This window comes from Acinetobacter tianfuensis (genome assembly GCF_003611465.1).
GTDB classification, from domain to species: Bacteria; Pseudomonadota; Gammaproteobacteria; order Pseudomonadales; family Moraxellaceae; genus Acinetobacter; species Acinetobacter tianfuensis.
In genome coordinates, this window is sequence record NZ_RAXV01000002.1 from 136,532 (window position 1) to 163,134 (window position 26,603).

The window sequence follows — 26,603 nt, forward strand, 5'->3', positions numbered from 1 at the left end:
AATATTTCCAACTTTGTAACTATTTTTACAATCAGTTTCACAAAACAATAATAATAGCGACTCAAATGTAACAGAGCGTAATTTTCCAATTATGCTTGAATCAGCACCTTAGTAATACAGAACAAAATTTCATCTTATTAAGGAAAGATGAGTATTTGAACAGACAATGGATGGTGCAGCTATGAGCCAAATGAATCCTACGCTGATCACGTTTATATTTTATATCGTGGCGATGATTGGCATTGGGCTATATGCCTATAAGGCAACAACGAATTTTGACGACTATATTCTTGGCGGCCGAAGCTTAGGCAGCGTCGTTACCGCACTTTCTGCCGGCGCATCAGATATGAGCGGCTGGCTTCTGATGGGTTTGCCCGGTGCAATTTATTTATCAGGCCTATCAGAGTCATGGATTGCAATCGGCTTAATTATAGGTGCTTGGCTAAACTGGCTCTTGGTTGCGGGCAGACTTCGCACACATACAGAACTGCAAAATAACGCACTCACATTACCCGATTATTTCACCAGCCGTTTTGGCGACAGCAAAAAAGTGCTGCGCGTGATCTCCGCTGTTGTTATTTTAATTTTCTTCGCTATTTACTGTGCTTCAGGCATGGTTGCCGGCGCACGCTTATTCGAGAGCTTATTTGGCTGGAACTATACAACAGCGCTGTGGATTGGCGCTATTGCGACCATCAGCTATGTCTGTATTGGCGGCTTTCTTGCCATCAGCTGGACCGATACATTTCAAGCCGGCCTCATGATTTTTGCGCTCTTGCTTGCACCAATTATGACTTACCTTGCTTTAGGCGATAATGCACAGCAGCTGTCTGCCACAGTTGAATCTGTCCGTCCATTGGCCAGCAACATGCTCTCCGACTTAAGCACCGTCGCTATTTTATCATCCATGGCATGGGGGCTAGGCTACTTTGGCCAGCCGCACATTTTAGTGCGCTTTATGGCTGCGGACTCTGTCAAGTCCATTCCAGCCGCCCGCCGCATTGGCATGACATGGATGATTCTTTGCTTAGGCGGTGCGGTAGCTGTCGGCTATATCGCGATTGCTTACTTTCAAGCGCATCCTGAACTGGCTGCTGCAGTCAGCGCCAACCCTGAAACAGTATTTATGGAGTTGACCAAAATTCTGTTTAACCCGTGGATTGCAGGTATTGTGCTTGCGGCGATTTTAGCTGCGGTTATGAGTACGCTCAGCTGCCAGCTGCTGGTTTGTTCAAGCACCTTGACCGAAGACTTATATAAAGCTTTTGTACGCAAAAATGCCTCTCAATATGAACTCGTCTGGGTCGGGCGCTTTATGGTTGCAGCCATTGCAGTTCTAGCAATTATCCTTGCTATGAACCCCAACAGCAAAGTCTTAGGCTTAGTTGCTTATGCATGGGCTGGTTTTAGCGCTGCTTTCGGCCCATTGATTATTCTGTCTTTATTTTGGAAACGCATGACGCTGAACGGCGCAATTGCCGGCATGATTGTTGGTGCAGTTACCGTAATTGTATGGAAAAATACCATGGCGCATACTGAAGTCTATGAAATTATTCCTGGCTTCATCTTTGCGCTGATCAGCATTGTCGTTGTCAGCCTATTAGGCAAAGCGCCCGCTAAAGATGTGACTGACCGATTTGACGCTGCTAAAAATCTTTATGAAAAAGAAATGCAGGAAATGAAAACAGGTAAATAATACGATTCAAATTCAAGGGGGCCTCGGCCCCTTTTTTATTTAAGTCTTTTTGACAGGCTGCTTGATATTAATCTGATGTGTTTCCTTAATCACTTCCATCACAGGATAGCTGCGGGTTTCTTTCACACCAGGCAGCTGCCAAAGTACCTGCCCTGAAATTTTACGGAACTCTTCCATATTTGCGCAGCGAATCTTCACAACAAAATCAAAACCGCCGCTGATCATGTGGCACTCCACAATATCTTGAAAATGAATGACAGCATCTGTAAATTCCTCCAAAACATTCGGCGTTGTTTTGTCCAATAAAATTTCGACAAAAACCACAAAGCTCTTATTCAGCATGTCTGGATTAAGCTTTGCTTCATAGCCGATGATATAACCATCCTTTGTCAGCTTCTGCACTCTCGCCAGCGCTGCTGTAGGCGATAAATTTACCGCTTCAGCCAATTTAATATTTGAAATACGACCATCTTTCTGCAGGATATCCAATATCCTGATATCTGTACGGTCCAATAGCATGATTGGGCTCGCCATCTGAATTTTTCCCTAAAAATAGATCAAATTATAGTGAGTTGTACTGCATATTTTCTGTGATCATAAATTAAATCCAGTTCTTAACTCAATTTAAATTTTCGATGTCACAGGATGTTGGCAAAATGTCAGAACATAACTCCCCGCTCTCTTTGGACCATGCGCACTTAGGATATATCACGGCGTTTACCGAGAAATCTGAATACGAAATAGAAATTAACCGCGCTTGGCGCCGTTCAGAAAGTGAATGTGTAGAAAACCTGCTTACACATAGTCAAATTGATCTTGAACTTTCAGACCGTATTTATAAATTAGCTTTCGATTTAGCGCATAGTCTGCGTGAACGTAAAGGGGATTCAGGCAAAGCCGGTATTGTACAAGGCTTGCTGCAAGAGTTTTCACTCTCTTCTCAGGAAGGTATTGCACTGATGTGCCTTGCAGAAGCTTTGCTGCGCATTCCAGATACCGCAACCCGCGATTTGCTGATTAAAGATAAAATTAACCAAGGCAACTGGAAAGATCATTTAGGTCAAAGCAGCCTGATGTTCGTCAATGCGGCAGCATGGGGCCTGATGCTAACTGGCAAACTGATGGAAACACCAAAAGCCAATAACCTCTCTGGCATTTTAACGGGCCTTTTAGCGCGCAGCGGCCGCGGTATTATCCGTAAAGCTGTTGACGCCGCAATGCGTATGATGGGCGAGCAATTCGTTACTGGCGAAACCATTAATGAAGCGCTAAAAAATGCTGAAACTTTAGAAGATAAAGGTTTCCGCTACTCATATGACATGCTGGGCGAAGCTGCTTTAACTGACCATGATGCGCAGCGCTATTATGATGACTATACCAATGCGATTCATGCTATTGGCAAAGCCTCTAAAGATAAAGATGTTTATGATGGTCCAGGAATCTCAATTAAACTTTCCGCGCTGCATCCGCGTTATCAGCGCGCTCAAATTGACCGTGTGCAAGATGAACTGTATGCAAAAGTGCTGAACTTAGCGGTTTTAGCGAAGCAGTACAATATTGGCCTGAACATTGATGCAGAAGAAACAGACCGCTTAGAAATTTCTTTGCAAATGCTTGAGCGCCTATGTTTTGAGCCTCTGCTGGATCAATGGAAAGGCATTGGTTTTGTTATCCAAGCCTATCAAAAGCGCTGCTTCTACGTGGTCGACTATGTTGTTGACCTTGCTAAACGCAGTCAAAAACGCCTGATGATCCGTTTGGTTAAAGGCGCATATTGGGACAGCGAAATTAAGAAAGCGCAAATAGACGGTATGGAAGACTATCCTGTCTTTACCCGTAAAGTGCATACCGATTTATCGTATATTGCTTGTGCACGTAAATTACTGGCCGCGCCAGAACAAATTTACCCGCAATTCGCTACACATAATGCGCAAACTTTGGCGACTATCTACCATTTAGCAGACCCAGCTCAATATTATACAGGACAGTATGAGTTTCAATGCCTGCACGGCATGGGTGAACCGCTTTACCAGCAAGTTGTAGGCAGCAAACAAGATCATAAACTGGGTGTGCCTTGCCGTATTTATGCGCCTGTCGGCAACCATGAAACTTTATTGGCTTATTTGGTCCGCCGCCTGCTGGAAAACGGCGCAAATACGTCATTTGTAAACCGCATTGCAGACAAAACATTAAAAATTGATGATTTAATTGAAAACCCGCGCATTACAATTGAACACGCTCAAAAAGCAGAAGGTAAAGCGGGCTTAAAACATCCGTCTATTCCCTGCCCAGTTCATCTATATGGCGCTTCACGCAACAACTCAGCTGGTCTGGACTTAGCCAATGATCAAGATTTAGCAGCTTTGGATAAAACGGCAAAAGCCTTAAGTACGGCGCAATGGGCTGCTAAGCCCATGGGTGAGCATCTGGATGCGCCTGCAGAGGGCGCTCAATCGCTCGCTGTTGTTAACCCTGCGGACCAGCAGGATATTGTCGGCTTTGTAACTGAGGCAACTTTAGCCCAAGCAGATATAGCCTTAGACGATGCGGCATCTGCACAAAGCGCTTGGTTAGCATTAGGCAAAAATGAACGCGCTGCTTGTTTGGCTCGCGCTGCCGACAGCATGGAACAGCAGCTTCAGCCGCTGATGGTGCTGTTATGCCGAGAAAGCGGTAAAACTTATGCCAATGCCATTGCTGAAGTACGTGAAGCTGTCGATTTCCTGCGCTACTATGCTGCGCAAATGCGTGATTTAGATGATACATCTAAAATTGTACCGCTTGGCACAGTGCTCTGTATTAGTCCATGGAATTTTCCATTGGCCATTTTCTCAGGACAGATTGCTGCAGCCCTCGTTGCAGGCAACACGGTCATTGCGAAACCTGCAGAACAAACTCCGCTGATTGCAGCACAAGCCATTCAGCTGCTTTGGGATGCAGGTGTCCCGAAATCTGCCGTGCAGTTACTGCCTGGCCGCGGCGAAACAGTGGGCGCCAAACTCAGCGCAGATGAACGTGTAAACGGCATTATGTTTACAGGCTCAACCGAGGTCGCGCGCATTTTGCAAAAAACCGTTGCAAAACGCTTAAGCAAAACTGGCGAATCTGTACCATTAATTGCGGAAACTGGCGGTCAAAATGCCATGATTGTTGACTCATCTGCTTTAACTGAGCAGGTTGTACTAGATGTAGTCAACTCTGCTTATGACAGTGCTGGTCAGCGCTGTTCTGCCTTGCGCGTACTTTGCGTACAAGACGATAATGCTGAGACAGTGATTACTATGCTGAAAGGCGCAATGCAGCAGCTGCGTGTAGGCAAACCATATTTACTGCAAACAGACATCGGCCCTGTCATTGACAGTGAAGCTCAAAGCATGATTACAGCACATATTAACGCTATGCGCGCTAAAGGCCACAAAGTGCATCAGCTGATGCGCAACAAAGACAGCCGTGAAATCAGCCAAGGAACTTTTGTACCTCCAACACTGATTGAACTGCCTAACCTTGATGACTTAAAACGTGAAGTATTCGGTCCTGCCCTGCATGTCATTACCTATAAATACGGCGAATTAGAGCAGCTATTAGATCAGATTAATGCCAAAGGCTATGGTCTGACGATGGGCCTGCATACCCGTATTGATGAAACGATTCAAACCGTCATCAGTAAGGCTGAAGTCGGCAACTTATACATTAACCGCAACATTGTCGGCGCAGTTGTCGGTGTGCAGCCATTTGGCGGCGAAGGACTTTCAGGCACTGGCCCTAAAGCTGGCGGTCCAATTTATATCTACCGCCTGATGCAGGAATGCAGCAATAAAAAATTAGCCAAACCATTTGCGGCAGGCACGGCAGCCAACGTTCCGTCACAGCAGGCATTATTCGAGCAGTTTAAACTTTGGGCAGAAAAAACCTTCCCTGAATTCAAGCTGCAAATGCCCCAAGAATTTTGCTCTGGCCAAATCTTTGAACTGCAAGGACCTACTGGTGAAAGCAATCAATATGCAGTCTTGCCGCGCAGCAGTGTGCTGTTAATTGCAGATCAGGAACAAGATTTAATCCAGCAGCTGCTGGCTGTCTTTAAAGTCGGCTGCCAGCCTGCTGTACTGGCAGACAACACTTTTATCCTGAAATATCTGGCATCCATGCCTAAAGAAGTCGCTGCCCGTATTACAGCTGTCGCCAGCATTGAAAAAGGCAGCTTCGATGCCGTACTGCTTCATGGCACTAAGACCCAGCTGCTGGATTTGCAAAAACGTATTGCAGAACGTGACGGCGCCATTATCGGCATTACCCGTTTAGAGCCAGGTCAATACAACATTCCGCTGGAACGCTTTGTTATTGAACGTGCAATCAGTGTGAATACTGCAGCTGCCGGCGGCAATGCCAGCCTGATGACCATGAGCTAAGCTTTCCTCTCCCTCTGAGGAAGCCCAAGCTATATTCCATATAGCTTGGGCTTTTTATTTCCTGCAAAAAGCTCAGATTCTTACAACATTTAAGAAGATTTTTGACCGCTGAAGTTCAATTTTTGCTACCATCCGTGTTTTGAACATGCTTGTGATTTTTTCTGTATATGACTTCATCTTATCAGCAACAACTTGATGCAAAAGTTGAGCGTATTTCAGCGCAATTTGCCGAATTTAATCCTCCCTCACTCGAAGTATTTGCGTCTGCTGAAAAAAACTTCCGTATGCGTGCAGAATTCCGTATTTGGCACCGTAAAGAAGGCGGCATGTTCTACGCAATGTTTGAACGCACGGAAGATGATAAGAAAAAAGTCATCGAAGTTGAGCAGTTCCCTATTGCAGATAAAAGCATTAATGACTTGATGCCAAAACTGCTGCAAGCGCTTGAAGCAAATCCTTTACTCTCAGAACGCCTGTTCCAAGTTGATTTCCTTGCAACACTCAGCGGTGAAATGCTGGTGTCTTTACTGTATCACCGCAAGCTTGAAGAAAATTGGGAACCTGCGGCTAAAGCAGCAGCGCAAGAGCTGAATATCCAGATCATTGGCCGCTGCCGCGGTAAAAAATTTGTTCTTGAAAATGAGCATGTGGTTGAAGAGCTGCAAGTTTTTGACCGTACTTATAAATACAAACAAATTGAAAACAGCTTTACCCAGCCAAATGCTAAAGTCTGTGAAAAAATGCTGGAATGGGCATGCAATGCAGCTGAACAATCCGACAAAGACTTACTTGAACTGTATTGCGGTAACGGCAACTTTACTTTACCGCTGGCAGCGCGTTTCAACCGTGTACTGGCAACCGAACTTGCAAAATCTTCAGTCTATGCTGCGCAGTGGAATATTGAACAAAACGGCGTAGATAACATCCAAGTTGCCCGCTTATCTGCTGAGGACTTTACTTCTGCTTATAATGGCGAACGTGAATTCCGCCGCCTGCAAGAAGCCAATATTGATATTTCAAGCTATGACTTCGACACCGTATTTGTCGATCCGCCGCGTGCAGGCATTGATGATGAAACATTGAAACTGCTGCAGCGCTTTGAACGTATTATTTATATCTCATGCAACCCTGACACTTTACATGACAATCTGCAAACACTGGCAAAAACCCATAAAGTGACAAAGTTTGCATTGTTTGACCAGTTTCCTTATACCCATCATGTCGAATCAGGTGTGATGCTGGAAAAAATTTAAACAATTTATTTCATGTCATTTTTCTGTCAAAAAAGAGCTTAACCTTAAGCTCTTTTTTATTGCCTGTAAAATGAGCAGCTTATAAGCTAAAAAATTGCCACAATTTATCTTGTTGCACATTTTTCCAACTGAATCGACAAAAACTGCATCTGACTGCTGTTTTTATCAGTTAAGCAGGCTTGCTTTATTTTACAGTTTGGCTATATTTCACCCTATCTAAGGCGGTAAATGATGGCTCTATGAGTTTTTGGCAAAAGTTGTTCTCTAATGAACAGCAGAATGAACACAAGAATCAAATTTCTTGCGTCGAAAATGATTGCTCTTGCAAATCGAATGAGCAGTTGATTGAGAAGCTTGTACAAGCAACTGATGAAGATGTGATTATCGGTATTAAAAAAGTTCTCGTATCACGAGGCTATAGCCGCAAAGAGCTGAATGAACTGCAGCGCCTGCCGCTTCAATAAGCAGCAAAACGCAACAAAAAAGGCACCTCGATTTATCGAAGTGCCTTTTTTAAGGCCTGCACTAAAATGCTTCTGCGCCGTGTGTAAAAGCAAATGACTGCTTTGTATAAATTTTCTGCGCTTTTTTTGATATGCTGAAACAAAATGAATAAATAAAATCAAAAATAAGGATTGATGATGAAATCATTTGTGATTGCCTTGATGCTATGTTTAAGCACCATACTCACTGGGTGCAGCAGCATACCTGAAGCCTGTACAAGCTATTGGAAACAAATTGAACAGCTGTCCAAACAAATGGGGATGAGTGATATGCAAATTGAAAATAATAAAATTGCTTTTGAAAATAAAATAAAAGCGATGCCGAAACAAGAAGCTGTGCAAAGCTGTACCGCCAAAAGCAGCTTTCTCAACCTAGCGAAAAAATAAGCTTTCAGCTGCATTGCATTATTTACAGTGCATAGGCTCTGTATATGCCAATATCGAGCCTAAATGCCTAAACTCATCATTTCTATAAAGCAAGGATATACGTGCTGGATAAAAGGCATGCAATTCAATGCGCATAGGCATACTTTTAAAAAATCTTTCATCACGCATCCCCCTGCCAAATGCTTAGACAAAGTCTAGTTGAATAGGTCGCTTAATTCACACAAAAGCATTAGACTAGGTGCTAAAATACAGTTGTAACTTTATTGGCTAACGTAGGCATGCAACAGCACAGAAAACGGTTTCCTTTAGGGGCGCATTTAATCGTCAAACATTTTGGCTATACTCATCACGGCATCTATGCTGGACGAGGCAGAGTAATTCATTACTCAGGTTTCGCACATCTATTTAAAAAGCATCCCATTGAAATGACCACGATTGAGCAATTCAGCCATGGCCGAATGATCACAATCCAGCGTTATGAAAACCCTAAATTCAGCGGCCGCAGAGTTGTTCGCCGCATGCGCAGCCGTATGCATGAAAACAGCTACCACTTAATTACCAATAATTGTGAACATCTATGCACCTGGGCTATTACCGGTGTAGAAAGCAGTCCGCAAGTCTTCCGTATGATGAACCGGCTTACAACCATTGGTTATGTGAGTTCAGCAATGAGCTTTATGAACAGTTTATTCCTCACGCTAACAACAACAAGTTTTGCCTTAGTATTGTATATTAAGAAAAAATTGCGCGATAAAGCCAATCAGCGTTTAAGCGATTATTTAGAATTTCGCAATCAGCAGCATAAAAACCGTTAAAAGGTCGGCCCAGCCGCTTTCCAGCTCTTGCTTAACTGCATCCATATTATTATTTTATAAGCAGATTTATGCTTTTTTCTGCAGCCCTGCATAAAATACAGGCCGCCTGCTAAAGCCATTTGTCTTATCTCCTGCAAAACCTGTCCAGCCTGAGTCGCATCCATGCTTGTATTCAATCCAGAACAGCTCAAAATTATCCATCTAACCACAGGCTATCATGCATGTTTAGCGCCCGCTGGCAGCGGAAAAACAGAAGTACTGACTGAACGGATTGTGCAAGCGCTTGAACGCGGTGTAAAAGCATCAGATATTTTATGCCTGACCTTTACCAACCGCGCCGGTTTAAACATGCGGGAAAAAGTCAATTCACGGCTAGGCAAAAATTTTCCAAACCTATTGATTGGCAATATGCATGCTTTTTGCTTTAAAACATTAATACAGCCCTATGCCAAACAGCAGCGCGACTTAATTAATGAAGAACTGCAAAAAAGGCTGCTGCGCCAAGCTTCAGTGCAGCTGCAAAATCTGCTGAAAGAGCCCTATCCAGCTATACTGCAGCAGCTCGAACACTGTTTAAATCTCTACGGCTTACATACTGGAGCGCTGCAAGGGTTTTCTCCAGATCATATTCAGTATTGCGCCTATCAAATTTTCGAAGTTGAAAACTCCTATGAACGCTGGAACATTGACAGCATCCGTAACTTAATTTTACCTCTGATCTCAAATGCGCGGCACTATCTCGCTGCTGTGCAGAAGGACTTTATCCGCCAGCGCCTGAAAACTTTAGATCAAAACATTCCCGATACATCTGTCAAATATGCCTTTATTTTGGCGGTTTATTACAATGAGGCCTATCAGCAGCTGAAACAGCATTATCATTTTTATGATTATGATGACTTAATTATTGATACATTAACATTGCAAAACCAAGAACATGCTAAACGCTATGCTTGGGTGCAGATTGATGAAGTACAGGATCTTTCCCCGCTGCACTGGCTGCTGATCGATCATTTAGTTACCGCAGATGCTCATATTTTAATTTTAGGCGATTTAAACCAATCTATTTACCGCTTCATGGGCGCATCCGTAGAATTGACTGAGCAGCGCTTAGGGAAAAATGTTTATATACTGGAAGAAAACTACCGCAGTCCAGATAATTTGGTTCAGCTGTCAAATGACTATGCAGCAGCCCAGCTCAACAAAAAATATAAAATCAAAGCCCGCGCCAATAAGCGCGCGCACGCTAAAGCTTTGCAGCATTTGCATCGTCAATATGACACCGAGCAGACCGAAGATCTGATTGCCTGTATTCGTAAAGCAAACCGTACCCATGAATCTCTGGCAGTGCTTCTGTCAACCAACAAGCAAGCTGAAGCCTTTTCCGATGCATTAAATACTTATGAAATGCCCCACTTTTTTGTTGCTCAAGATGATTTGCTGACCCGCGAATTTTACTTAGACTTCATGGCATTTATCAGTGCGCTGCAAAACCCTGAAAACCGTTTAGCTTGGGCGCGCCTGCTGTGGCGCTTTGGCAACGTACAGCATAATAAACCTGTGCATTTAAAAGAAACAGAAGCGCAATTCGCTGCCATTAAATTGGTTCATGAGCTCGCAGAAAATGGCTGCTGGCTGAATAACTTTCTGAATATTGAAGACTGTTTTCAGCACCGTCAGCAGCAGCTGAAAAGCTATTTTAATCATGGCAGCGCAGCTTTTTTTGATACTGAAACTACAGGTTTAAACTATACTGCTGACGATATTATTCAAATTGCCGCAGTAACGCATCAGCAAGAACTTAATTTATATTGCCATACTTCACTTGATCTAACTGAAAGCAGCAAGGTCCATCAAATCAGCGCAGCCACACTGGAAAGACACGGCGCACCGAACCATACGCAGCTGCATGCATTTATGGCATTTAATCCAGACAGCGCTCTCATTGCACATAATTTAAAATTTGATCAAGCAATGCTGAATGAAAATATCCGTAAATATGCGCCCGAATTGACTGAAAGCTTCTTTAGCCGGCCAAAATTTTGCTCATTAGAACTGAGCAGACAGCTTTTCCCACGGCTAGATAGCTATAAATTAGGAGATTTACTGCAGCAATTTAATTTAGAAGGCCAAAACAGCCATAACGCACTGGACGATGTGAAAGCTGGCCGCTCGCTGCTCTCCCATTTAGTCAAGAAAATTGAAGAAAATGAACCTGCGCTGACTCACCTGCTGACACAGGCCGAAAAATGCCTCAATGCTTTCAACCGCAGCCTAAGCCCGCTTTGGAACTTGGCTCAATACAGCATCCAGTGCAACCGTGACTTTAAAATTCAGCAGCTGTTTACCTTATATATTCATTATATCCGCGACATGAACCGTCAGCTTTACGAAGGCTACGCCGAAAAAAATATTGATCAGCTGCAGCAAAAGCTATTTAACCATGCGCAATATCATTATGATCAAATCCAAGATGCCTATCACTATTTTGATGAAGTCATTCCATTTTACCAAACCGCTAAAGAATCTGATCTAATCACGCCAAATGACCATTTAGTTGTCAGCACGATCCACCGTTCTAAAGGCTTAGAATTCGACCATGTCATCCTGCCCGATGTTATCGATCAGCATTTTCCAAGCTATATGGTCATCAAAAAACGTCAAAGCAGCTCGCTGCTGCATAAACAGGAAGCCGAACAGCTGTTTCAAGAACAGCAGCGGCTGCTTTATGTCGCCATGACACGCGCTAAAAAAAGCCTGATTATCGGCACTTATAATTTTAAAAACCATGAACGCGGCTGGAAGCATCCGCGGCATTATGACATCACGCAGTTTTTAGCCGCTTATCGCGGACAATTTCAACAGATTTAATATTAACTGGCTTCGATGAATCAAGCGCAGCAGACTGTTATAGCAAATTGCCTTTATGTGCCGGTATTGCCGGCGGCAACGCTGCGTCTAAAGAACTCAGCATTTCCCGCTCTACACTTCGTACAATCGAATCTAGAGGCAGATCATTTTCCTGCAGGCCAAAGGGTTCTTCCAGTTCTGCGCTTAAAGCGTCTAGACCTAAAAACAGATAAGCGATCAGTGCCACAATTACAGGTGTCCAAAGCCCTAAACTGCCCTGCAAACTAAAAGGCAAAATAAAACAGAAAGAATACACAGCTCTGTGCAGCAGCACTGAATATGAAAATGGCAGCGGTGTAGAAGAGATACGGTCACAGCCCGCATGAATATTACCCAAAGCCACAATATGCTTACTGAGGCTGTCATAAATAATATCGCTTAACTCACCGCGGTGATATTGAGCAGCTAAATCCTTTTGCACCATTTCCAGTAAATATTGCGGCGGATTAAAATGCTGCTGCAATTTTTTCCATTGAACATCATCTAAAGCCAGCTGTATTTGGCTAAAGCTCAAATTTGCCGGCTGCTTGCGCAAACGGTCACGCAGCAATCCGCTAAACTGCATCACTCGATACATCATCGCTTCACGCGCTTGCAGCTGCATCACATGACTGTCACGGCAGATATGGCGGGTTTGCGCAATCAGTGCCCCCCATAGCTTCCGGCCTTCCCACCAGCGGTCATAGCAGGCATTGTTTCTAAAGCTGATAAAAATAGAAAGAATTACACCAAAAATGGTGAAGCCAAAGGCTGGCACTTCAGCCAGATTGACATAATGCCGCAGCCCCAAATACACCAGTAATGCAGAGATCAGAACCACGATCAGCAATGCTGGCATGACCTTGGGTAAAATTGTACCATGCCAGGCAAATAACAGCTTAAAGCTATTCTCTTTATCGCGGATAATCATTAGCTCTTCCTATTTCTCAAATACTGCCTTAAAAAAAGCCCAACCGAGGTTGAGCTTTTGATTAAGATCGCAAGCTGCTGCAAAGATTCATATCCATCGAGACATTCCTCTTACTACAGCATAAGCAGCCTTCTTATTTAGCAGGTTTAAAACTGTCTTTTAAGTCCAAAATACGGTTAAAGACAGGTTTTTCACTTGTATAGTCGTGCTGATCTGCAACGAAGTAACCTTCACGCTCAAACTGGAAACGGTCTTCAGGCTGAACTTGCGCCAAAGATGGTTCCACAACTGCTTCTACAACAGTTAAAGAGTTTGGATTTAGGTTTTCCAAGAAGTCTTCACCTACTTCTGGGTCAGCTTCTGTAAACAGACGGTCATAAATACGCACTTCCGCTTTTACGCCTTTAGACGCTGATACCCAATGGATCACACCTTTCACCTTACGGCCTTCTGGGTTTTTCCCTAAGGTTTCAGGGTCAATGGAACATTTCAGCTCAACCACTTCACCATTTTCATCTTTAATCACTTCATCGCATTTAATGACATATGCATGACGCAAACGAACTTCACCGCCTGGAATTAAACGTTTAAAGCCTTTAGGCGGCTCTTCCTCAAAATCTTTACGGTCAATATACAGCTCAGACGTTAAAGGAATAATACGTTCCCCCATGTCTACGTTCGGATGACGCGCATGCACCAAATCCATCGCTTCAGGCAAGTTGGTTAAAGTAACTTTCAGCGGGTTCAGCACTGCCATAGCGCGGCTTGCCGTATTTTCTAAAGATTGGCGGATGCAGAATTCCAGCATAGCAACATCAACAATACTGCCATCGACCTTAGTCACACCTACACGCTTACAGAAGTCACGCAGACCTTCTGGCGTGAAACCGCGGCGGCGCATGCCAACCACTGTAGGCATACGGGGATCGTCCCAGCCATTTACAAAGCCGCCCTCGACTAAACGGCGCAATTTACGCTTAGACGTAATCGTATAATCGACATTTAAGCGGCTAGACTCATACTGACGCGGCACTGCAGGCGATTCAACTTTTTCTACTACCCAGTCGTAAAATGGACGGTGATCGACAAACTCCAGCGTACACAATGAATGCGTTACACCTTCAATGGCATCAGACAAAGGATGCGCATAGTCGTACATTGGATAAATTTTCCAAGTATCGCCTGTTTGATGGTGCTCAGAATGCAAAATACGGTACAAAATTGGGTCACGCATATGTACGTTTGGTGAAGCCATATCAATTTTGGCACGCAACACAGCCTGACCTTCTGCAAACTCGCCGTTACGCATTTTTTCAAAGCGTTCAAGGTTTTCTGCAACCGTTGCATCACGCTGCGGTGAATTTTTACCCAAATCCACAAAGTTGCCGCGGTTTAAACGAATTTCTTCTGGGCTTTGCAAATCGACATAGGCATCACCTTGTTCAATCAGCTTAATGGCCCATGTGTATAATTGGTCAAAATAGCTAGACGCATAACGCGGTTCGCCATCCCATTCAAAACCTAGCCATTTCACGTCATTTGCAATGCCGTCTACATATTCTTGTTCTTCAGCACCTGGGTTTGTATCATCAAAACGCAGGTTGCATACGCCATTAAACTCATCTGCTATGCCGAAGTTCAGGCAGATCGCTTTGACGTGACCAATGTGCAAATAGCCATTTGGTTCAGGCGGAAAACGTGTCACCACTTGTTTTGTAAGGCCAGAAGCTAAATCTTCTGTAATCACTTGGCGTACAAAGTCTAAGCCTGGCTGTTGTTCTTGCTGCGCAGCATCGACAGAGGCATTGTTACTTGGTGTCGGGTTATTTGGCAGAGATGAAACAACATCATTTGGCTTCATAGTTCTAAAATCACTTCTGGTAAAATATTAGTTCAAAAATACAGACTGTACCGTATTCATGCAAACCAAGCTGATTGCTTGAATCATGAATGATAAACAGGCCTTTAAACGTAATTTGATCTTTTTAACAAAGAAAATAACGTTTTTACTTGCCTTGTAGTTTACAGTTTGCTTATGCTTCTCACAACCAAAAACCCATGGCTTTAATGTCCATGTTCAGGAGATTACACAATGAGTTTTCCTCAAGTAGAGTTAAACACCAATAAAGGCCGTATTGTTCTTGAGCTTAACAGTGAAAAAGCACCAAAAACTGTAGCTAACTTCTTAGAATACGTTCGTGACGGCTTCTATGACGGCGTGATTTTCCACCGCGTGATTGATGGTTTCATGATCCAAGGCGGCGGTATGGATGAAAACTTCAAAGAAAAAGCGACTCGTGACTCTATTGAAAATGAAGCAGACAACGGTTTAAGCAATGATGCAGGCACAATTGCAATGGCTCGTACTCAAGCGCCTCACTCTGCATCTGCTCAATTCTTCATTAACGTGAAAAATAACTCATTCCTTAACCATACTGGCAAAACAGCTCAAGGCTGGGGTTATGCAGTATTTGGTAAAGTAACTGAAGGTCTTGATATTGTTGACGCAATCAAAGGCGTTCGTACTGGCAACCGCGGTTACCACGCTGACGTTCCTCTAGAGAACGTTGTCATTGAATCTGCTAAAATCATTTCTGAATAAGAATCCCTCCTAACCTCCCTTTATAAAAGGGAGGGAAAGTCCCTCTTTTTTAAAGAGGGATTTAGGGAGATTCAAAGGAAAAAGATTCGTGACCTATCTGTTTATCGCTGATTTACATTTGTCACCAGATCACCCTCGACTCGTTCGAGGGTTTTTAGCATTGTTGGATGCTTATAAAAACAAACAGACTCAGCTGTATATTTTAGGCGACTGGTTTAATGCATGGATTGGCGATGACTACCGTGCGCCTTGGCTGGATGAAATCGTTGCAGCGATGCAAGCCTTCCAGCAAGCTGGCAATCATATTTACTTTATTGTCGGCAACCGCGATTTTGCCTTAGGTCAGACATTTTTAGATCAGTTTGGCGCACAGCGGTTAAGCGAAGTTGAACCTTTAAAAATTGGCGGCATCAATATTCGCCTCGAACACGGCGACCTGCTCTGCACCGATGATGTTTCTTATCAACGCTTCCGCAAAATTATCCGTAATCCGCTGATTCTCGGCATTTTAAAAAGCACACCATTAAGTTTCAGGCAGAAGCTTGCCAATGGCTTCCGTAAAAAAAGCCAGCAGGCCAATCAAATCAAGAGCTATGATGTTATGGATGTAAATGCATCAGCAGTCGAAAATGCTTTGCAGCAAGCTGATTTGCTTATTCATGGCCATACACACCGCCCTGCTGTACATGACATCGCACAAAAAAAACGTATTGTTTTAGGTGACTGGCGCGCAGACCAAGCGCAGATTTTAGAAATTGACGAAAAAAGCGTATTAGATGATCTCCATCTAAAAACTTGGACGTACTAAAATGATGGGCTATTGCCAACTTGCCAGACATACAGCAGCGGCGCTTGATTAACCCCCATCATCCAATCACTTTTTGTTTATAAATCAACGGATTATTTGAAGATAATGCCCTCGCATTAGACCAAAACGGTCTAACTGTTTTGCGGTAGAACTCGCCTTAGAAAGCGTCTCTAAAAATTTAGGCTTAAAGACTCAAGTCAGCCATGACAACCGCTATGACATCGCAGATGAATATCTTGAAGTGCTGTACAAACTTTGGGATGGCTCATAGGAAGATGATGCCGTCCTCCGTGACAAACAAAAAGGCATCTTTGCAGATCACTCCAAAGTGCATCCTATTCAATATGCAGGGAAATACTTCACTTTACCGGAAATTCACATTTGTGAACCCTCACCGCAGCGCACACCTGTTTTGTACCAGACTGGCGCATCATCATGCGGGCAAAAATTTGCCAGTCAAAATGCAGAATGCGTATTCATTTCTGCCCCAACTCAAATTGCCGTAAAAAAACTGGCCAATGGTATTCGGCATAATTTAGTAAAAGAAGGCAAAGATACCCTCTCTGTCCTGATCTATACCATGCTGGCCCTTATCGTCGATGAAACAGATGAAAAGGCCCAAGCGAAGTTCCGTGAATACCAGCAATACGGCAGCTATGATTGTGGCTTAACTTTAGCTGCTGGCTGGTCAGGTGTCGACTTTTCGCAGTTTAAACCCATAGATCAAGCGGAATACATTCATACCAATGCCATTCAGCCCATGCTTCAGTCCTATGTCGAAGCAGATCCAAATAAAGTTGGACTATTGAAAAAATAGCGAAATAGACCAGTATTGGCATCAACGGTCCTATTATTGTCGGCTCGCTAACCACAGTTGCAGACCGCTTACAGGAAGGAGTAGAAAATACGGGCATTGACGGCTTTAATCTGGCTGATATTTTGGCGCATCAAAACTTTGAAGATATTGTTAAGTTTGTCGTACCTGAGCTGCAGCGCCGCGGTGTCTATCAAACGGAATATGCGAGGGTACCTTAAGAAAAAAACTTTTGTCCAACAAGCAAGATTGCCTGACAGCCACCGCGCTGCACAATACCGCTATCATGCAGGGTTGAATGTCTCCAATACTTTTCATGCTGCAGAAACGGCCTAAAATAAAAATTCAGGCAATAAAAAACAGCAGGTTATCTGCTGTTTTTTATTTATTTCAAGCTAAGCGATAAAGCTGATTGAAACCTGTATAGAAACTTTTTCCATCAACATTGAAGTTAAAAGTTTCGCCTGTTTCCAGCTCGATCATTTGCCCAACATCAACCCAAATAAAACCTTGCGGCGTATTTTGCTGACGCTGCATTGGAACTAATTTTACTTTAATCTGACCGCCATTGGCTTGGCTGGCAGTCAGCCATTCACTTAATTTTTTCATTACAATTACTCAAAGTTGAGCAGTTGTGACAATCACGCAAAGAAATCAACTAACGCAGATAGAGGAATTATTCTGTATTACTAACTACTAGATGCAATCTAAGCAACTCACTTAGATTTTATATAAATCACAAACAGCTATAAAAATAGACAAGCAGGAACAATACCCGCTTAGAGTATTTCTTTTATACATTTTTAAACTTATAAAGGCAAACTGAACTTGTAACATTATTTAAACAGCAGCTAAAAAACATGTCTAATTTTCATTAAATATCATCTGTTTATTAACATCAATTTCATAAAAATCTATTTTTTAAATACCCCCAGCTTAAGACTTAATTTTCTATAAGCAGACATTAAGATGGGGGCGCTAAAACACTCAAGTACATTTAAATATGTACACGTCGCTTAATAGCCTTCGGCAGACTTGATTGCTGCAATCTCAGGTTTATATTGATGCAGCAAATTGCGCAGCGACTGCATGAGCACACTGGTATCTACACCAACAGCCACAAACTCCGTGCCAAGTTCAATATACTTTTGTGTTGCCTCATGCTGAGTAGACAAAATACCCGCCGCTTTGTCCGCAGCGCGAATCCGCTGAATGGCATCTATAACAGCTTTTTGTACTTCAGGATGATTTGGATTTCCTTCATAACCCATTGTCGCAGACAAATCCACAGCGCCAATAAAGATACCGTCAATACCATCCACCTTTAGAATTTCATCTAAATTTGCTAAGCCGTCTACAGATTCAATCTGGATCAGCAAACAGATATTTTCATGGGCAGTTGCATAATAGTCTGGAATGCTGTTCCAGCGCGTCGCTCTTGCCAATGCTGCGCCTACCCCGCGAACACCTGCTGGCGGATAACGCACAGCCCTCACCATCAGCTCAGCCTGCTCTACCGTTTCCACCATAGGAATCAGCAGCGTTTGCGCGCCAATATCCAGCAGCTGTTTAATCAGCTGCACACTGCCTATAGGCGGACGTACTACAGCTTGAGAGGGATAAGCCGCAATACTTTGCAGCTGTGAAAGCGTTGTTCTTAAATCACTTGGCGCATGCTCGCCATCAATCAGCAGCCAGTCATAGCCTGCATTGGCGGCAATTTCTGTACCGTAAGCATCCGCCAAGCCAATCCACAAACCAATTTGCTGCTGTGTTTTTAATTTCCGTTTAAAGTGATTTGTATAATCTATCATTTGCTTGCTCAGTGCAGGTTCAGATGTTCTCTTTGATTAAACGCCTTTTCACAAAATCTGCCAATATAGATTTTCTCTTGCATAATTGAAGAAAACTCTTAATTCATTATTTTTATTAGGGGATTTATTCTAAAATAGAACAGGCTCCAAACTTCCTTATGCCAAAATTCATATGATCTTCCCTAATCATGAACGTCTGGCCCGCTCTCTTTCAGGTAAACTATGACATAAATTGAATATTGGAGCAGTATTGATGGATTTACTAAACGTTTCAAAAAGCCGCTATACCACCAAAGCCTACGACCCAACTAAAAAAATTCCAGAAGCGCAATTTAAACGTTTACTCGAAATACTGCGTTTAACACCATCCTCTATTAATATTCAGCCTTGGCATTTTTTTATTGCAGACAATAACGCAGCTAAAGAACGCATAGCAAAAGCGCTCGTTGGGAAATATGCTTACAATGCTCCCAAAGTCCTAGACTCATCACATACCATTTTGTTCTGCACCAAAGCCGACATTAGTACAGATCATTTAGAGCAGCTGCTGAGCCGTGATGAAGCCAGCGGCCGCTTTAAAGATGAAACTGCTAAGCAAGGTCAAAAGGACAGCCGCACTGGTTATGTCGATTATTACCGCAATGAAAAAGGCGACATTCAGCGCTGGGCTGAGAACCAAACTTTTATTGCGTTAGGACAAATGCTTTTGGCTGCAGGTATTGAAGGTATCGATGCAACACCGATTGGCGGTTTTGATGAAGCAATCATTAGCGATGAACTAGGCCTAGCTGAAAAAGGCTTAATTCCATCTGTACTGCTTACACTCGGCTACCGCAGTGAAACTGACTTTAATGCAAAATTACCCAAATCGCGCTTAAGCCAAGAAGACATCTTTACACAGCTTTAATATTGGAATAAAACGATGAAAGGGGCTAAAAAACCCCTTTCATGTCATTTCAGGACTTATTTTTTAAACATAAATCGAGTATATTCTGCGCAAAACAAAACACTGGCAGAACAATATGCTTACTTCACCCAAATTACCTATGAAGTTTTATTGCACTTCCTGCAATTCAGTTTACATGCAAGCTTATCGTGCGAATGCACTTGTCAGCTATCCTGCCTGTCCCCAATGCAGCAATGCTGGACAGCTGCAAGGCACAATTGAATCGCAAGATTTGCTTAAGCACCCTGTTAGCGTAGCTAAAAGCCTGCTGCATAGCACACTGGCATATATGAAAAGATAATTTCAGACTTAAGAACTTGCCTTTATGCACCACTGCAAGCTTGCAAATATGGCCTATAAATTGCTTTCATTTTCATCAGTCAATTCTTATCAGAGGATTAGATATGTCTGTACTTTTTAATTGGCCAATGCCAATGAAGTTTCAATGCCATCATTGCAATTCTTGCTATATGCACCCCTATCAGCAGGAAAACCGTCAGTATCCATGCTGCCCCGAATGCGGACAGCAAGGCTTACTTACGGGTATCGCCGAAAGCTCTGATTTGTTCTGCCATCCAGTTCATGCTCTAAACAGCGGCTTAATTTGGGCAAAGTACAAATTTGCAGTTCACTCTTCAAATACCCGCCTGTCCCTAAAAGTTTAGTTTTACAGCACTGAAACATTGACAGTCAAAACCAATAAAAAGGCACAATCTATGTGCCTTTTTACACTTCAGTGCATCAAAATATTGCTGCTTACATAGCAAAAGCCAAGCACAGCACGCTGGTTAAGCCTAAGACAATGCCTAAAGCGACAAGCGGCTTTAGCTTTTCTTTAAAAATGAATAATCCGCTCAGCACGCCCAGCATAACAACCAGCACATTCATTCCTGCAAATACCACTGCTGGTGAATCTTTCAGCAGCATATGCGCTTTTACATAAAGCGCAATATTGGCAAAATTCAAAATACCAAGCAACAGCCCTGCTCCAATATTTTGCCAAGTCCCTAAACTTTTATATTTTACAGCGATGAACAGTATAGAAATGACAAAGGCGAAAATAAACATTAAATTCAAGGTCACAGAAAACTGCAAACCCAGACCAGTTGTATACTTTAACAAAACATCTATCAGCGCATACCCCATCCATACAGCCAATAGCGATGCCGCGGCCAAAGGCTTAGCGCCATGAACCGCCTGTTTACGTTTATGCGAGTCTAAAATACAAAATATTGCTCCAACCCCCATAATAATTCCAAGAATCTTAAGCTGATTAAAAGTTTCATTAAAAATAAAATAGGCTGCCAGCAAAGACAATACGACAGATAAACGCTGAGCAATTTCCGTTTTTAAAATGCCAGCATTTTGCAGCGATTTAGACAAGCAGAAAAAAATCGCAGGCAGCAATATGCCTAAAAGAATAATCAGCCACCACGGCGTATGCGCTGCAGACACATGCGCTAAATCTGGCTTAAACCATAAATATGTCAAAATACTGGCCATCGCATAATTCCAAGCAATCATTTGCATTGGAAGCAAACCTTTATCACGGCAGATTTTTAAAACTATGGATACAGCCACACTGCACAGCGCAGCGGCAAATATCAGCTCCATGACGGTTCATCCTCTATTCAGGCGGTGTTTTATATTTTTTCGTATGCATACACAAGAAAAGCCCACATATTGTGGGCTTTTGCTTATAAATAATCTATGACAAATTATTTATAACGATCAACCATTTTTTCAAGAGAAATCGGGCGGATCTTGTCAGCGTTGCCAGCTGTACCAAATGCTGTGTAACGGTCTACACAGATTTGCTTCATTGCATCAACAGTTTGAGCAAAGAATTTACGCGGGTCAAATTCGCTTGGTTTTTCAGCCATCATACGGCGCATTGCACCGGTAGACGCTAAACGCAAGTCAGTGTCGATATTGATTTTACGAACACCGTGCTTAATTGCTTCAACCAATTGCTCAACAGGAACACCATAAGTTTCTTTGATGTCGCCGCCATATTGGTTAATGATTGCAAGCCATTCTTGAGGAACAGAGCTTGAACCGTGCATTACAAGATGCGTGTTTGGCAACGCAGCATGAATTTCTTTAATACGGTCAATCGCTAGGATGTCGCCTGTAGGCGGACGCGTAAACTTGTACGCACCGTGTGACGTACCAACTGCGATAGCAAGCGCATCGACATTAGTATCCGCAACAAATTGAGTTGCTTCTTCAACAGATGTAAGCAGTTGAGAGTGGTCAAGTACGCCTTCTGCGCCTACGCCATCTTCTTCACCAGCCATACCAGTTTCAAGACTTCCTAGACAGCCAATTTCACCTTCAACAGATACGCCGCACGCATGCGCCATCGCAACTGTACGGCGAGTTACGTCTACGTTGTATTCGTAAGTTGTTGGTGTTTTGCCGTCTGCGCCCAAAGAGCCGTCCATCATTACAGATGAGAAGCCTAATTGGATAGAACGCTGACAAACATCAGGGTCTGTACCATGGTCCTGATGCATTACAACAGGAATATGCGGCCATTCTTCAATTGCTGCCAAAATAAGGTGACGTAAGAATGGAGCGCCTGCATATTTACGCGCACCAGCAGATGCTTGCACGATTACAGGTGAATTCGTTTCGTCTGCGGCCAACATGATAGCGCGCATTTGTTCTAAGTTGTTTACGTTAAACGCTGGTACGCCGTAGTTGTGTTCGCCGGCGTGATCCAAGAGCTGGCGCAAAGAAATAAGAGCCATAATGTCCTCCCAGGTAATGCGACATATTCTACATGTTCGGGCTGTTCAAATCAGCACTTAAAAGCGCTTTTATTCAAAAAAAATCCCCGCTCACGCAGGGACTTTTAGATTAAAATCAGCAATATCAGTGTAAGGCAGCTGAAGCTTCGCTGTCAGGTGTCGCAGCATCCGCCGGCGCATTTGCAATTTCAGCAGGAATGTCCGTGTTTTTTTCATCCAAAACTGGCTGATCCAGCGCATCAATTGCGGCCTGCTGTTCTGGAGTTGTCTTTTCATCAGCAACTGGTGCAGATGCTTCTGCTGTATCTTGAGGCGCTGCTTCTTTTTTTGCACATGCGGTTAATGCCAAAGGTGCAATTAATAATGCTGCAAGTACCAGTTTTAGATTCATCATGTTTTCCTACGGGTTGATGATTACTTCGCAGAAATTTTATTGCAGAAATATTTCATTTTTATGACCGAAAAATCTACGGCCACAAAAAAGGACTGCTGGTACTTCACGCTGTCGAAAAAATGCCTAGGGGGCTTTATTTTAAAAGTTTGGCACAATTGCCTGATGAAAAATACAGATCTGGATCTGGTCGCATTTGAATCCTTTTCTTATTTTGCTCAATGGTTAAATTAACATCTCCATCTTTCTCAACTACTTCAAATTTGATCTTCGGATCAACTGTATGCCATATATTTTCGAAATAATTCAGCTCATAAGCGCTCATGGCATATCCATTGTTCATACAGAGCATCCCAGTGCCGTCTTGATTTAATCTCAACACCATTTCACCCCCTGTTAAATCTTGAAGCCAAATCCCCTCAAACTCTGAATGACTTCTTGGCATATCAAGAAATTTATTCACATGTTTCCAATTTGTTTCAGCATTAATGGATATCGATAGAAAGATACCGAATAAAAAAATAATTTTTGCCATATTAATCTTATTTAAAAATGAATATTTATTATAAATACAGATGAACAAACACCGTTAAAAAAGGCCGATACGTAATCAGCCTTTTATTCACTCATCATTTACATGAACTAATGATTATGCACGTTCTAGCAGCGCTGCAACTGCAGGAAGTGTTTTACCTTCTACAAACTCAAGGAAAGCGCCGCCGCCAGTAGAGATATAGCCAATTTTGTCAGCCACTTCGTATTTATCAATTGCCGCTAAAGTGTCGCCGCCGCCAGCAATAGAGAAGCCTTCTGACTGTGCAATCGCTAAAGATAAAGTTTTCGTGCCTTCACCAAATTGATCCACTTCAAAAACACCTACTGGGCCATTCCAAAGAATCGTTTTAGATGTTTTCAAAATGTCAGCAAAGGCTTTTGCAGTTTCTGGACCAACATCCAAAATCATATCGTTGTCAGCAACGTCTTCAACTTTTTTCACCACTGCTTTCGCAGCAGCCAATGAACCTAAGAAATCATCAAAGTTAATTTCTGAAGCATCAGCCACTACAACGTCAGTTGGAAGCGGTACAGATACTTTTGCAGCAATCGCTTTCGCTGTATCAATCAAATCATTTTCACACAGTGATTTGCCAACATTGAAACCAGCAGCAGCTAAGAATGTATTAGCAATACCGCCGCCTACAATTAACTGATCACAGATATCTGAAAGTGAAGTCAATACGTCCAATTTAGTCGAAACTTTTGAACCCGCAACAATGGCAACCATTGGCTTAGCAGGAGTTTGCAAAGCACGGCCAAGCGCATCAAGCTCAGCAGCAAGCAATGGGCCAGCAGCAGCAACCTTTGCACAGCGCGCAACACCTTCAGTTGACGCTTCTGCACGGTGAGCTGTACCAAATGCATCCATCACATACACATCGCATAGCGTTGCATATTTTGCTGAAAGTTCTGGATTATTTTTCTTTTCGCCAACGTTGAAACGGCAATTTTCAAGCAATACCACTTGGCCTGCAGCAACTTCAACACCATCAAGATAGTCAGTAATCAGCTTCACTTCCTGACCTAATGCTTCAGTTAAGTAAGCAGCCACTGGAGCTAGTGACTGTTCAGCTTTAGGTTCACCTTCAACTGGACGACCAAGGTGTGAATACACCATTACAGCTGCGCCTTTTGCTAAAGCAGCTTTAATTGTCGGCAATGCCGCACGTAAACGCGCATCGCTAGTAATCACGCCATTTTTAACAGGTACGTTTAAGTCTTCGCGAATCAGTACGCGCTTACCTGCCAAATCAAGATCAGTCATACGCTGAAAGTTCATGCATTGCTCTCTTATTGATATCAAAACGCCAAGATTTTAAATGATTATGCAGAAAAAGGTTAGCTTCTTTTGCAGAAAAGGCATGTAAACATAAAGTTTTGCTATCATAGTGAAAAGCCTGATAAAGATTCGCAGCATTATGTCCATTCATCCAGATCCAAATATTAACCGATTGAACGTTTTAGGCGAGCCTTTGGCCAGCTGCTGCTTCGATCCGATTACCGGTTATTTCCGCAATGGATTTTGCCATACTGCAACTTCAGACTTAGGCCAGCACACCATGTGTGCGCAAATGACTTCAGAATTTTTAAACTTTTCCCAAAAAACAGGCAATGATTTAATCACACCATTACCCGAGGCTGGCTTCCCTGGCTTACAGCCGGGTGACTTCTGGTGCATCTGCGTGACGCGCTGGGTAGAAGCTTATCAAGAAGGCCTTGCTCCACCAGTGAAAATACAGGCATGCCACCAAGCTGTGCTGTCTTATGTCCCTCTTAATGTATTAATGGAATATGCTGTCTAATGAATACTCCCGAAATCATCCTAGCATCCAGCAGTCAAACCCGCAGGGATTTAATGGATCGGCTGCGCATCGATTACCGCTCTATCGTTCCTAACATCGACGAAGCGCCCCGAGGGGAAAACCATGCAGATGATTTAGCGCAGCGTCTGGCTTTTGAAAAAGCCAAACTCATTGCCAGCCAATATCCAGATGCAATTGTCATTGGTTCTGACCAAGTTGCTTGGCGTGAAGGCGCACCCGATATTTTTATCGGCAAACCGCTGGCTGCTGAAAAAGCAGTACGCCAGCTGCAGGCCAACTCAGATAAAATTGTGTATTTCAGTACAGCACTGAGCGTGCAGCATGCGGCGTCTGGTTTTGAACAAACATTAGTTGAACACTATAAAGTGAAATTCCGCAAACTGAGCCTGCCTGAAATTGAACGCTATGTTGAAATTGAACAGCCTTTGCACTGCGCCGGCAGTTTTAAATGTGAAAGTCTGGGAATCAGCCTATTTGAAGAAATGATTGGGCAAGATCAAACCACGCTCATGGGTATGCCCATGATTCAGCTCTGCACTATCTTGCGTCAACTGAATGTCTTAGTGCCTTAACGGCTTCACGTACTATTTAAAAATCATGATGGCTGTGCTCAGCTTTGCCTGCCGCACAGCCGAACTCGTATTTTTACTTGCAGGCTTTCACTCTAAATCAATCATTTTTTCAATAAAAAACTCATAAATGAGACAATCATTCATCCGCCCGCATATTCATTTTTCTTGACCAAATAATGCTTTACTATAATTTTCCGCAACAGCGCTGCGCTTGCCATCTGCATTAAAATAACGGTCTACATAACATTTTCCAGCCTGAACATCGCAAAAAATACCATTCGCAAAAGCAAACTGAGTACGATTAAACTGCCCTTTCGAAAAAACTTTATCCGCTTGATCCTGACCGAGATATTTTTGAGTCAGTTCTCTTGAAATACCTGAATCATTGGCACAAATATATTGATCACATAAAACATGCGCTTCGGGCTGCTTTAACTCAACCCCTTGGACTGGCTTCACTGCATTCATTTGAGCAGTTTGGCAGCCCATTAAAAGCATCGGCATCAACAATAAATAAGCCGTTTTTTTCATCATTTTCTCCAAATGTAAAATTAATTTTTTACATCGCATATTTTAAAAAGAATAGACCAAAATTAAAGTATATTAATGTTTCGAATTTTAAATAATGTAAAAAACAAAATA

At 42.9% G+C, this 26,603-nt stretch carries 25 protein-coding genes and 2 pseudogenes; 15 read left to right on the plus strand and 12 right to left on the minus strand.

The window, feature by feature from the left end; all coding sequences use genetic code 11:
* Positions 1 to 181 precede the first annotated feature (181 nt).
* Positions 182 to 1,696: a sodium/proline symporter PutP gene (gene putP / locus D7V32_RS02085; protein WP_120401336.1), complete on the plus strand. Its 1,515-nt coding sequence runs from the start codon at positions 182 to 184 to the stop codon at positions 1,694 to 1,696.
* Between the two features lie 39 nt (positions 1,697 to 1,735).
* Here putP and D7V32_RS02090 read toward each other — a convergent pair whose 3' ends face one another.
* The gene (locus D7V32_RS02090) at positions 1,736 to 2,230 is read right to left on the minus strand and encodes a winged helix-turn-helix transcriptional regulator (RefSeq protein ID WP_120401269.1); all 495 of its coding nucleotides are present in this window, start codon (positions 2,228 to 2,230) and stop codon (positions 1,736 to 1,738) included.
* 122 nt (positions 2,231 to 2,352) lie between these two features.
* On the opposite strand from D7V32_RS02090, the gene putA reads away from it, so the two are divergent.
* From putA to D7V32_RS02120, 6 genes are all read left to right on the plus strand, one after another.
* Positions 2,353 to 6,102 carry a trifunctional transcriptional regulator/proline dehydrogenase/L-glutamate gamma-semialdehyde dehydrogenase gene (gene putA / locus D7V32_RS02095; RefSeq protein WP_120401270.1) on the plus strand — a complete coding sequence of 1,250 codons (3,750 nt, stop codon included), beginning with the start codon at positions 2,353 to 2,355 and terminating at the stop codon, positions 6,100 to 6,102.
* A 167-nt stretch (positions 6,103 to 6,269) separates the two neighbouring features.
* On the plus strand, positions 6,270 to 7,355 hold the full coding sequence (trmA, locus tag D7V32_RS02100; RefSeq protein ID WP_120401271.1) for a tRNA (uridine(54)-C5)-methyltransferase TrmA: 1,086 nt from the start codon (positions 6,270 to 6,272) through the stop codon (positions 7,353 to 7,355).
* Between the two features lie 239 nt (positions 7,356 to 7,594).
* A complete protein-coding gene (locus D7V32_RS02105; RefSeq protein WP_120401272.1) occupies positions 7,595 to 7,819 on the plus strand; it encodes a hypothetical protein in 225 nt (74 codons plus the stop codon).
* A gap of 174 nt (positions 7,820 to 7,993) precedes the next feature.
* Complete coding sequence (locus tag D7V32_RS02110; protein WP_147394205.1) at positions 7,994 to 8,245, plus strand: hypothetical protein; 252 nt, start codon at positions 7,994 to 7,996, stop codon at positions 8,243 to 8,245.
* A gap of 278 nt (positions 8,246 to 8,523) precedes the next feature.
* Complete coding sequence (locus tag D7V32_RS02115; protein ID WP_120401274.1) at positions 8,524 to 9,060, plus strand: lecithin retinol acyltransferase family protein; 537 nt, start codon at positions 8,524 to 8,526, stop codon at positions 9,058 to 9,060.
* A 162-nt stretch (positions 9,061 to 9,222) separates the two neighbouring features.
* Complete coding sequence (locus D7V32_RS02120) at positions 9,223 to 11,928, plus strand: 3'-5' exonuclease (RefSeq protein ID WP_120401275.1); 2,706 nt, start codon at positions 9,223 to 9,225, stop codon at positions 11,926 to 11,928.
* Between the two features lie 37 nt (positions 11,929 to 11,965).
* On the opposite strand, the gene D7V32_RS02125 is transcribed toward D7V32_RS02120, so the two are convergent.
* Entirely contained in the window at positions 11,966 to 12,877 is a 912-nt protein-coding gene (locus D7V32_RS02125) for a bestrophin family protein (protein ID WP_120401276.1), read from the minus strand.
* A 133-nt stretch (positions 12,878 to 13,010) separates the two neighbouring features.
* Positions 13,011 to 14,738, minus strand: coding sequence for a glutamine--tRNA ligase/YqeY domain fusion protein (locus D7V32_RS02130; protein ID WP_120401277.1), 1,728 nt, complete (start codon positions 14,736 to 14,738; stop codon positions 13,011 to 13,013).
* A gap of 231 nt (positions 14,739 to 14,969) precedes the next feature.
* Here D7V32_RS02130 and D7V32_RS02135 point away from each other — a divergent pair, with 231 nt between their 5' ends.
* Positions 14,970 to 15,479 (plus strand): peptidylprolyl isomerase, encoded by a 510-nt coding sequence (locus tag D7V32_RS02135; RefSeq protein WP_120401278.1) that lies wholly within the window; start codon positions 14,970 to 14,972, stop codon positions 15,477 to 15,479.
* A gap of 88 nt (positions 15,480 to 15,567) precedes the next feature.
* Entirely contained in the window at positions 15,568 to 16,287 is a 720-nt protein-coding gene (locus D7V32_RS02140) for a UDP-2,3-diacylglucosamine diphosphatase (protein ID WP_120401279.1), read from the plus strand.
* Here D7V32_RS02140 and D7V32_RS17805 read toward each other — a convergent pair.
* Positions 16,284 to 16,449: pseudogene (locus D7V32_RS17805) on the minus strand (monooxygenase); the annotation flags it as partial. The gene D7V32_RS02140 and the pseudogene D7V32_RS17805 overlap by 4 nt on opposite strands.
* Here D7V32_RS17805 and D7V32_RS02145 point away from each other — a divergent pair.
* Positions 16,445 to 17,437: pseudogene (locus D7V32_RS02145) on the plus strand (NtaA/DmoA family FMN-dependent monooxygenase); the annotation flags it as partial. The pseudogenes D7V32_RS17805 and D7V32_RS02145 overlap by 5 nt on opposite strands.
* A gap of 54 nt (positions 17,438 to 17,491) precedes the next feature.
* On the opposite strand, the gene D7V32_RS02150 reads toward D7V32_RS02145, so the two are convergent.
* Entirely contained in the window at positions 17,492 to 17,710 is a 219-nt protein-coding gene (locus tag D7V32_RS02150) for a transposase (protein ID WP_120401280.1), read from the minus strand.
* A gap of 407 nt (positions 17,711 to 18,117) precedes the next feature.
* Positions 18,118 to 18,915: a 4-hydroxy-2-oxoheptanedioate aldolase gene (gene hpaI, locus D7V32_RS02155; protein WP_171407552.1), complete on the minus strand. Its 798-nt coding sequence runs from the start codon at positions 18,913 to 18,915 to the stop codon at positions 18,118 to 18,120.
* Positions 18,916 to 19,168: 253 nt separating this feature from the next.
* On the opposite strand from hpaI, the gene nfsB reads away from it, so the two are divergent.
* The 3 genes from nfsB to D7V32_RS02170 all read left to right on the plus strand — a co-directional run bounded on the left by nfsB (position 19,169) and on the right by D7V32_RS02170 (position 20,526).
* Positions 19,169 to 19,822: an oxygen-insensitive NAD(P)H nitroreductase gene (gene nfsB, locus D7V32_RS02160; protein WP_120401281.1), complete on the plus strand. Its 654-nt coding sequence runs from the start codon at positions 19,169 to 19,171 to the stop codon at positions 19,820 to 19,822.
* A 175-nt stretch (positions 19,823 to 19,997) separates the two neighbouring features.
* Complete coding sequence (locus D7V32_RS02165; RefSeq protein ID WP_228200156.1) at positions 19,998 to 20,162, plus strand: hypothetical protein; 165 nt, start codon at positions 19,998 to 20,000, stop codon at positions 20,160 to 20,162.
* A gap of 103 nt (positions 20,163 to 20,265) precedes the next feature.
* Positions 20,266 to 20,526: a hypothetical protein gene (locus D7V32_RS02170; protein WP_213072532.1), complete on the plus strand. Its 261-nt coding sequence runs from the start codon at positions 20,266 to 20,268 to the stop codon at positions 20,524 to 20,526.
* A 91-nt stretch (positions 20,527 to 20,617) separates the two neighbouring features.
* On the opposite strand, the gene D7V32_RS02175 is transcribed toward D7V32_RS02170, so the two are convergent.
* The 5 genes from D7V32_RS02175 to D7V32_RS02195 all read right to left on the minus strand — a co-directional run bounded on the left by D7V32_RS02175 (position 20,618) and on the right by D7V32_RS02195 (position 24,845).
* Positions 20,618 to 21,475: an EamA family transporter gene (locus tag D7V32_RS02175; RefSeq protein WP_120401283.1), complete on the minus strand. Its 858-nt coding sequence runs from the start codon at positions 21,473 to 21,475 to the stop codon at positions 20,618 to 20,620.
* 104 nt (positions 21,476 to 21,579) lie between these two features.
* On the minus strand, positions 21,580 to 22,617 hold the full coding sequence (gene fba, locus D7V32_RS02180; RefSeq protein WP_106984802.1) for a class II fructose-bisphosphate aldolase: 1,038 nt from the start codon (positions 22,615 to 22,617) through the stop codon (positions 21,580 to 21,582).
* Positions 22,618 to 22,741: 124 nt separating this feature from the next.
* On the minus strand, positions 22,742 to 23,008 hold the full coding sequence (locus tag D7V32_RS02185) for a hypothetical protein (protein ID WP_120401284.1): 267 nt from the start codon (positions 23,006 to 23,008) through the stop codon (positions 22,742 to 22,744).
* 136 nt (positions 23,009 to 23,144) lie between these two features.
* Positions 23,145 to 23,543, minus strand: coding sequence for a hypothetical protein (locus D7V32_RS02190; protein WP_120401285.1), 399 nt, complete (start codon positions 23,541 to 23,543; stop codon positions 23,145 to 23,147).
* Positions 23,544 to 23,657: 114 nt separating this feature from the next.
* Complete coding sequence (locus tag D7V32_RS02195) at positions 23,658 to 24,845, minus strand: phosphoglycerate kinase (RefSeq protein WP_120401286.1); 1,188 nt, start codon at positions 24,843 to 24,845, stop codon at positions 23,658 to 23,660.
* A gap of 139 nt (positions 24,846 to 24,984) precedes the next feature.
* Here D7V32_RS02195 and D7V32_RS02200 point away from each other — a divergent pair, with 139 nt between their 5' ends.
* On the plus strand, positions 24,985 to 25,368 hold the full coding sequence (locus D7V32_RS02200) for a DUF2237 family protein (protein WP_120401287.1): 384 nt from the start codon (positions 24,985 to 24,987) through the stop codon (positions 25,366 to 25,368).
* Positions 25,368 to 25,961: a Maf family protein gene (locus tag D7V32_RS02205; protein ID WP_120401288.1), complete on the plus strand. Its 594-nt coding sequence runs from the start codon at positions 25,368 to 25,370 to the stop codon at positions 25,959 to 25,961. Before D7V32_RS02200 ends, D7V32_RS02205 begins: the two co-directional genes overlap by 1 nt.
* A gap of 156 nt (positions 25,962 to 26,117) precedes the next feature.
* Here D7V32_RS02205 and D7V32_RS02210 read toward each other — a convergent pair whose 3' ends face one another.
* A complete protein-coding gene (locus tag D7V32_RS02210) occupies positions 26,118 to 26,495 on the minus strand; it encodes a YcgJ family protein (protein ID WP_120401289.1) in 378 nt (125 codons plus the stop codon).
* Positions 26,496 to 26,603: the final 108 nt, after the last annotated feature.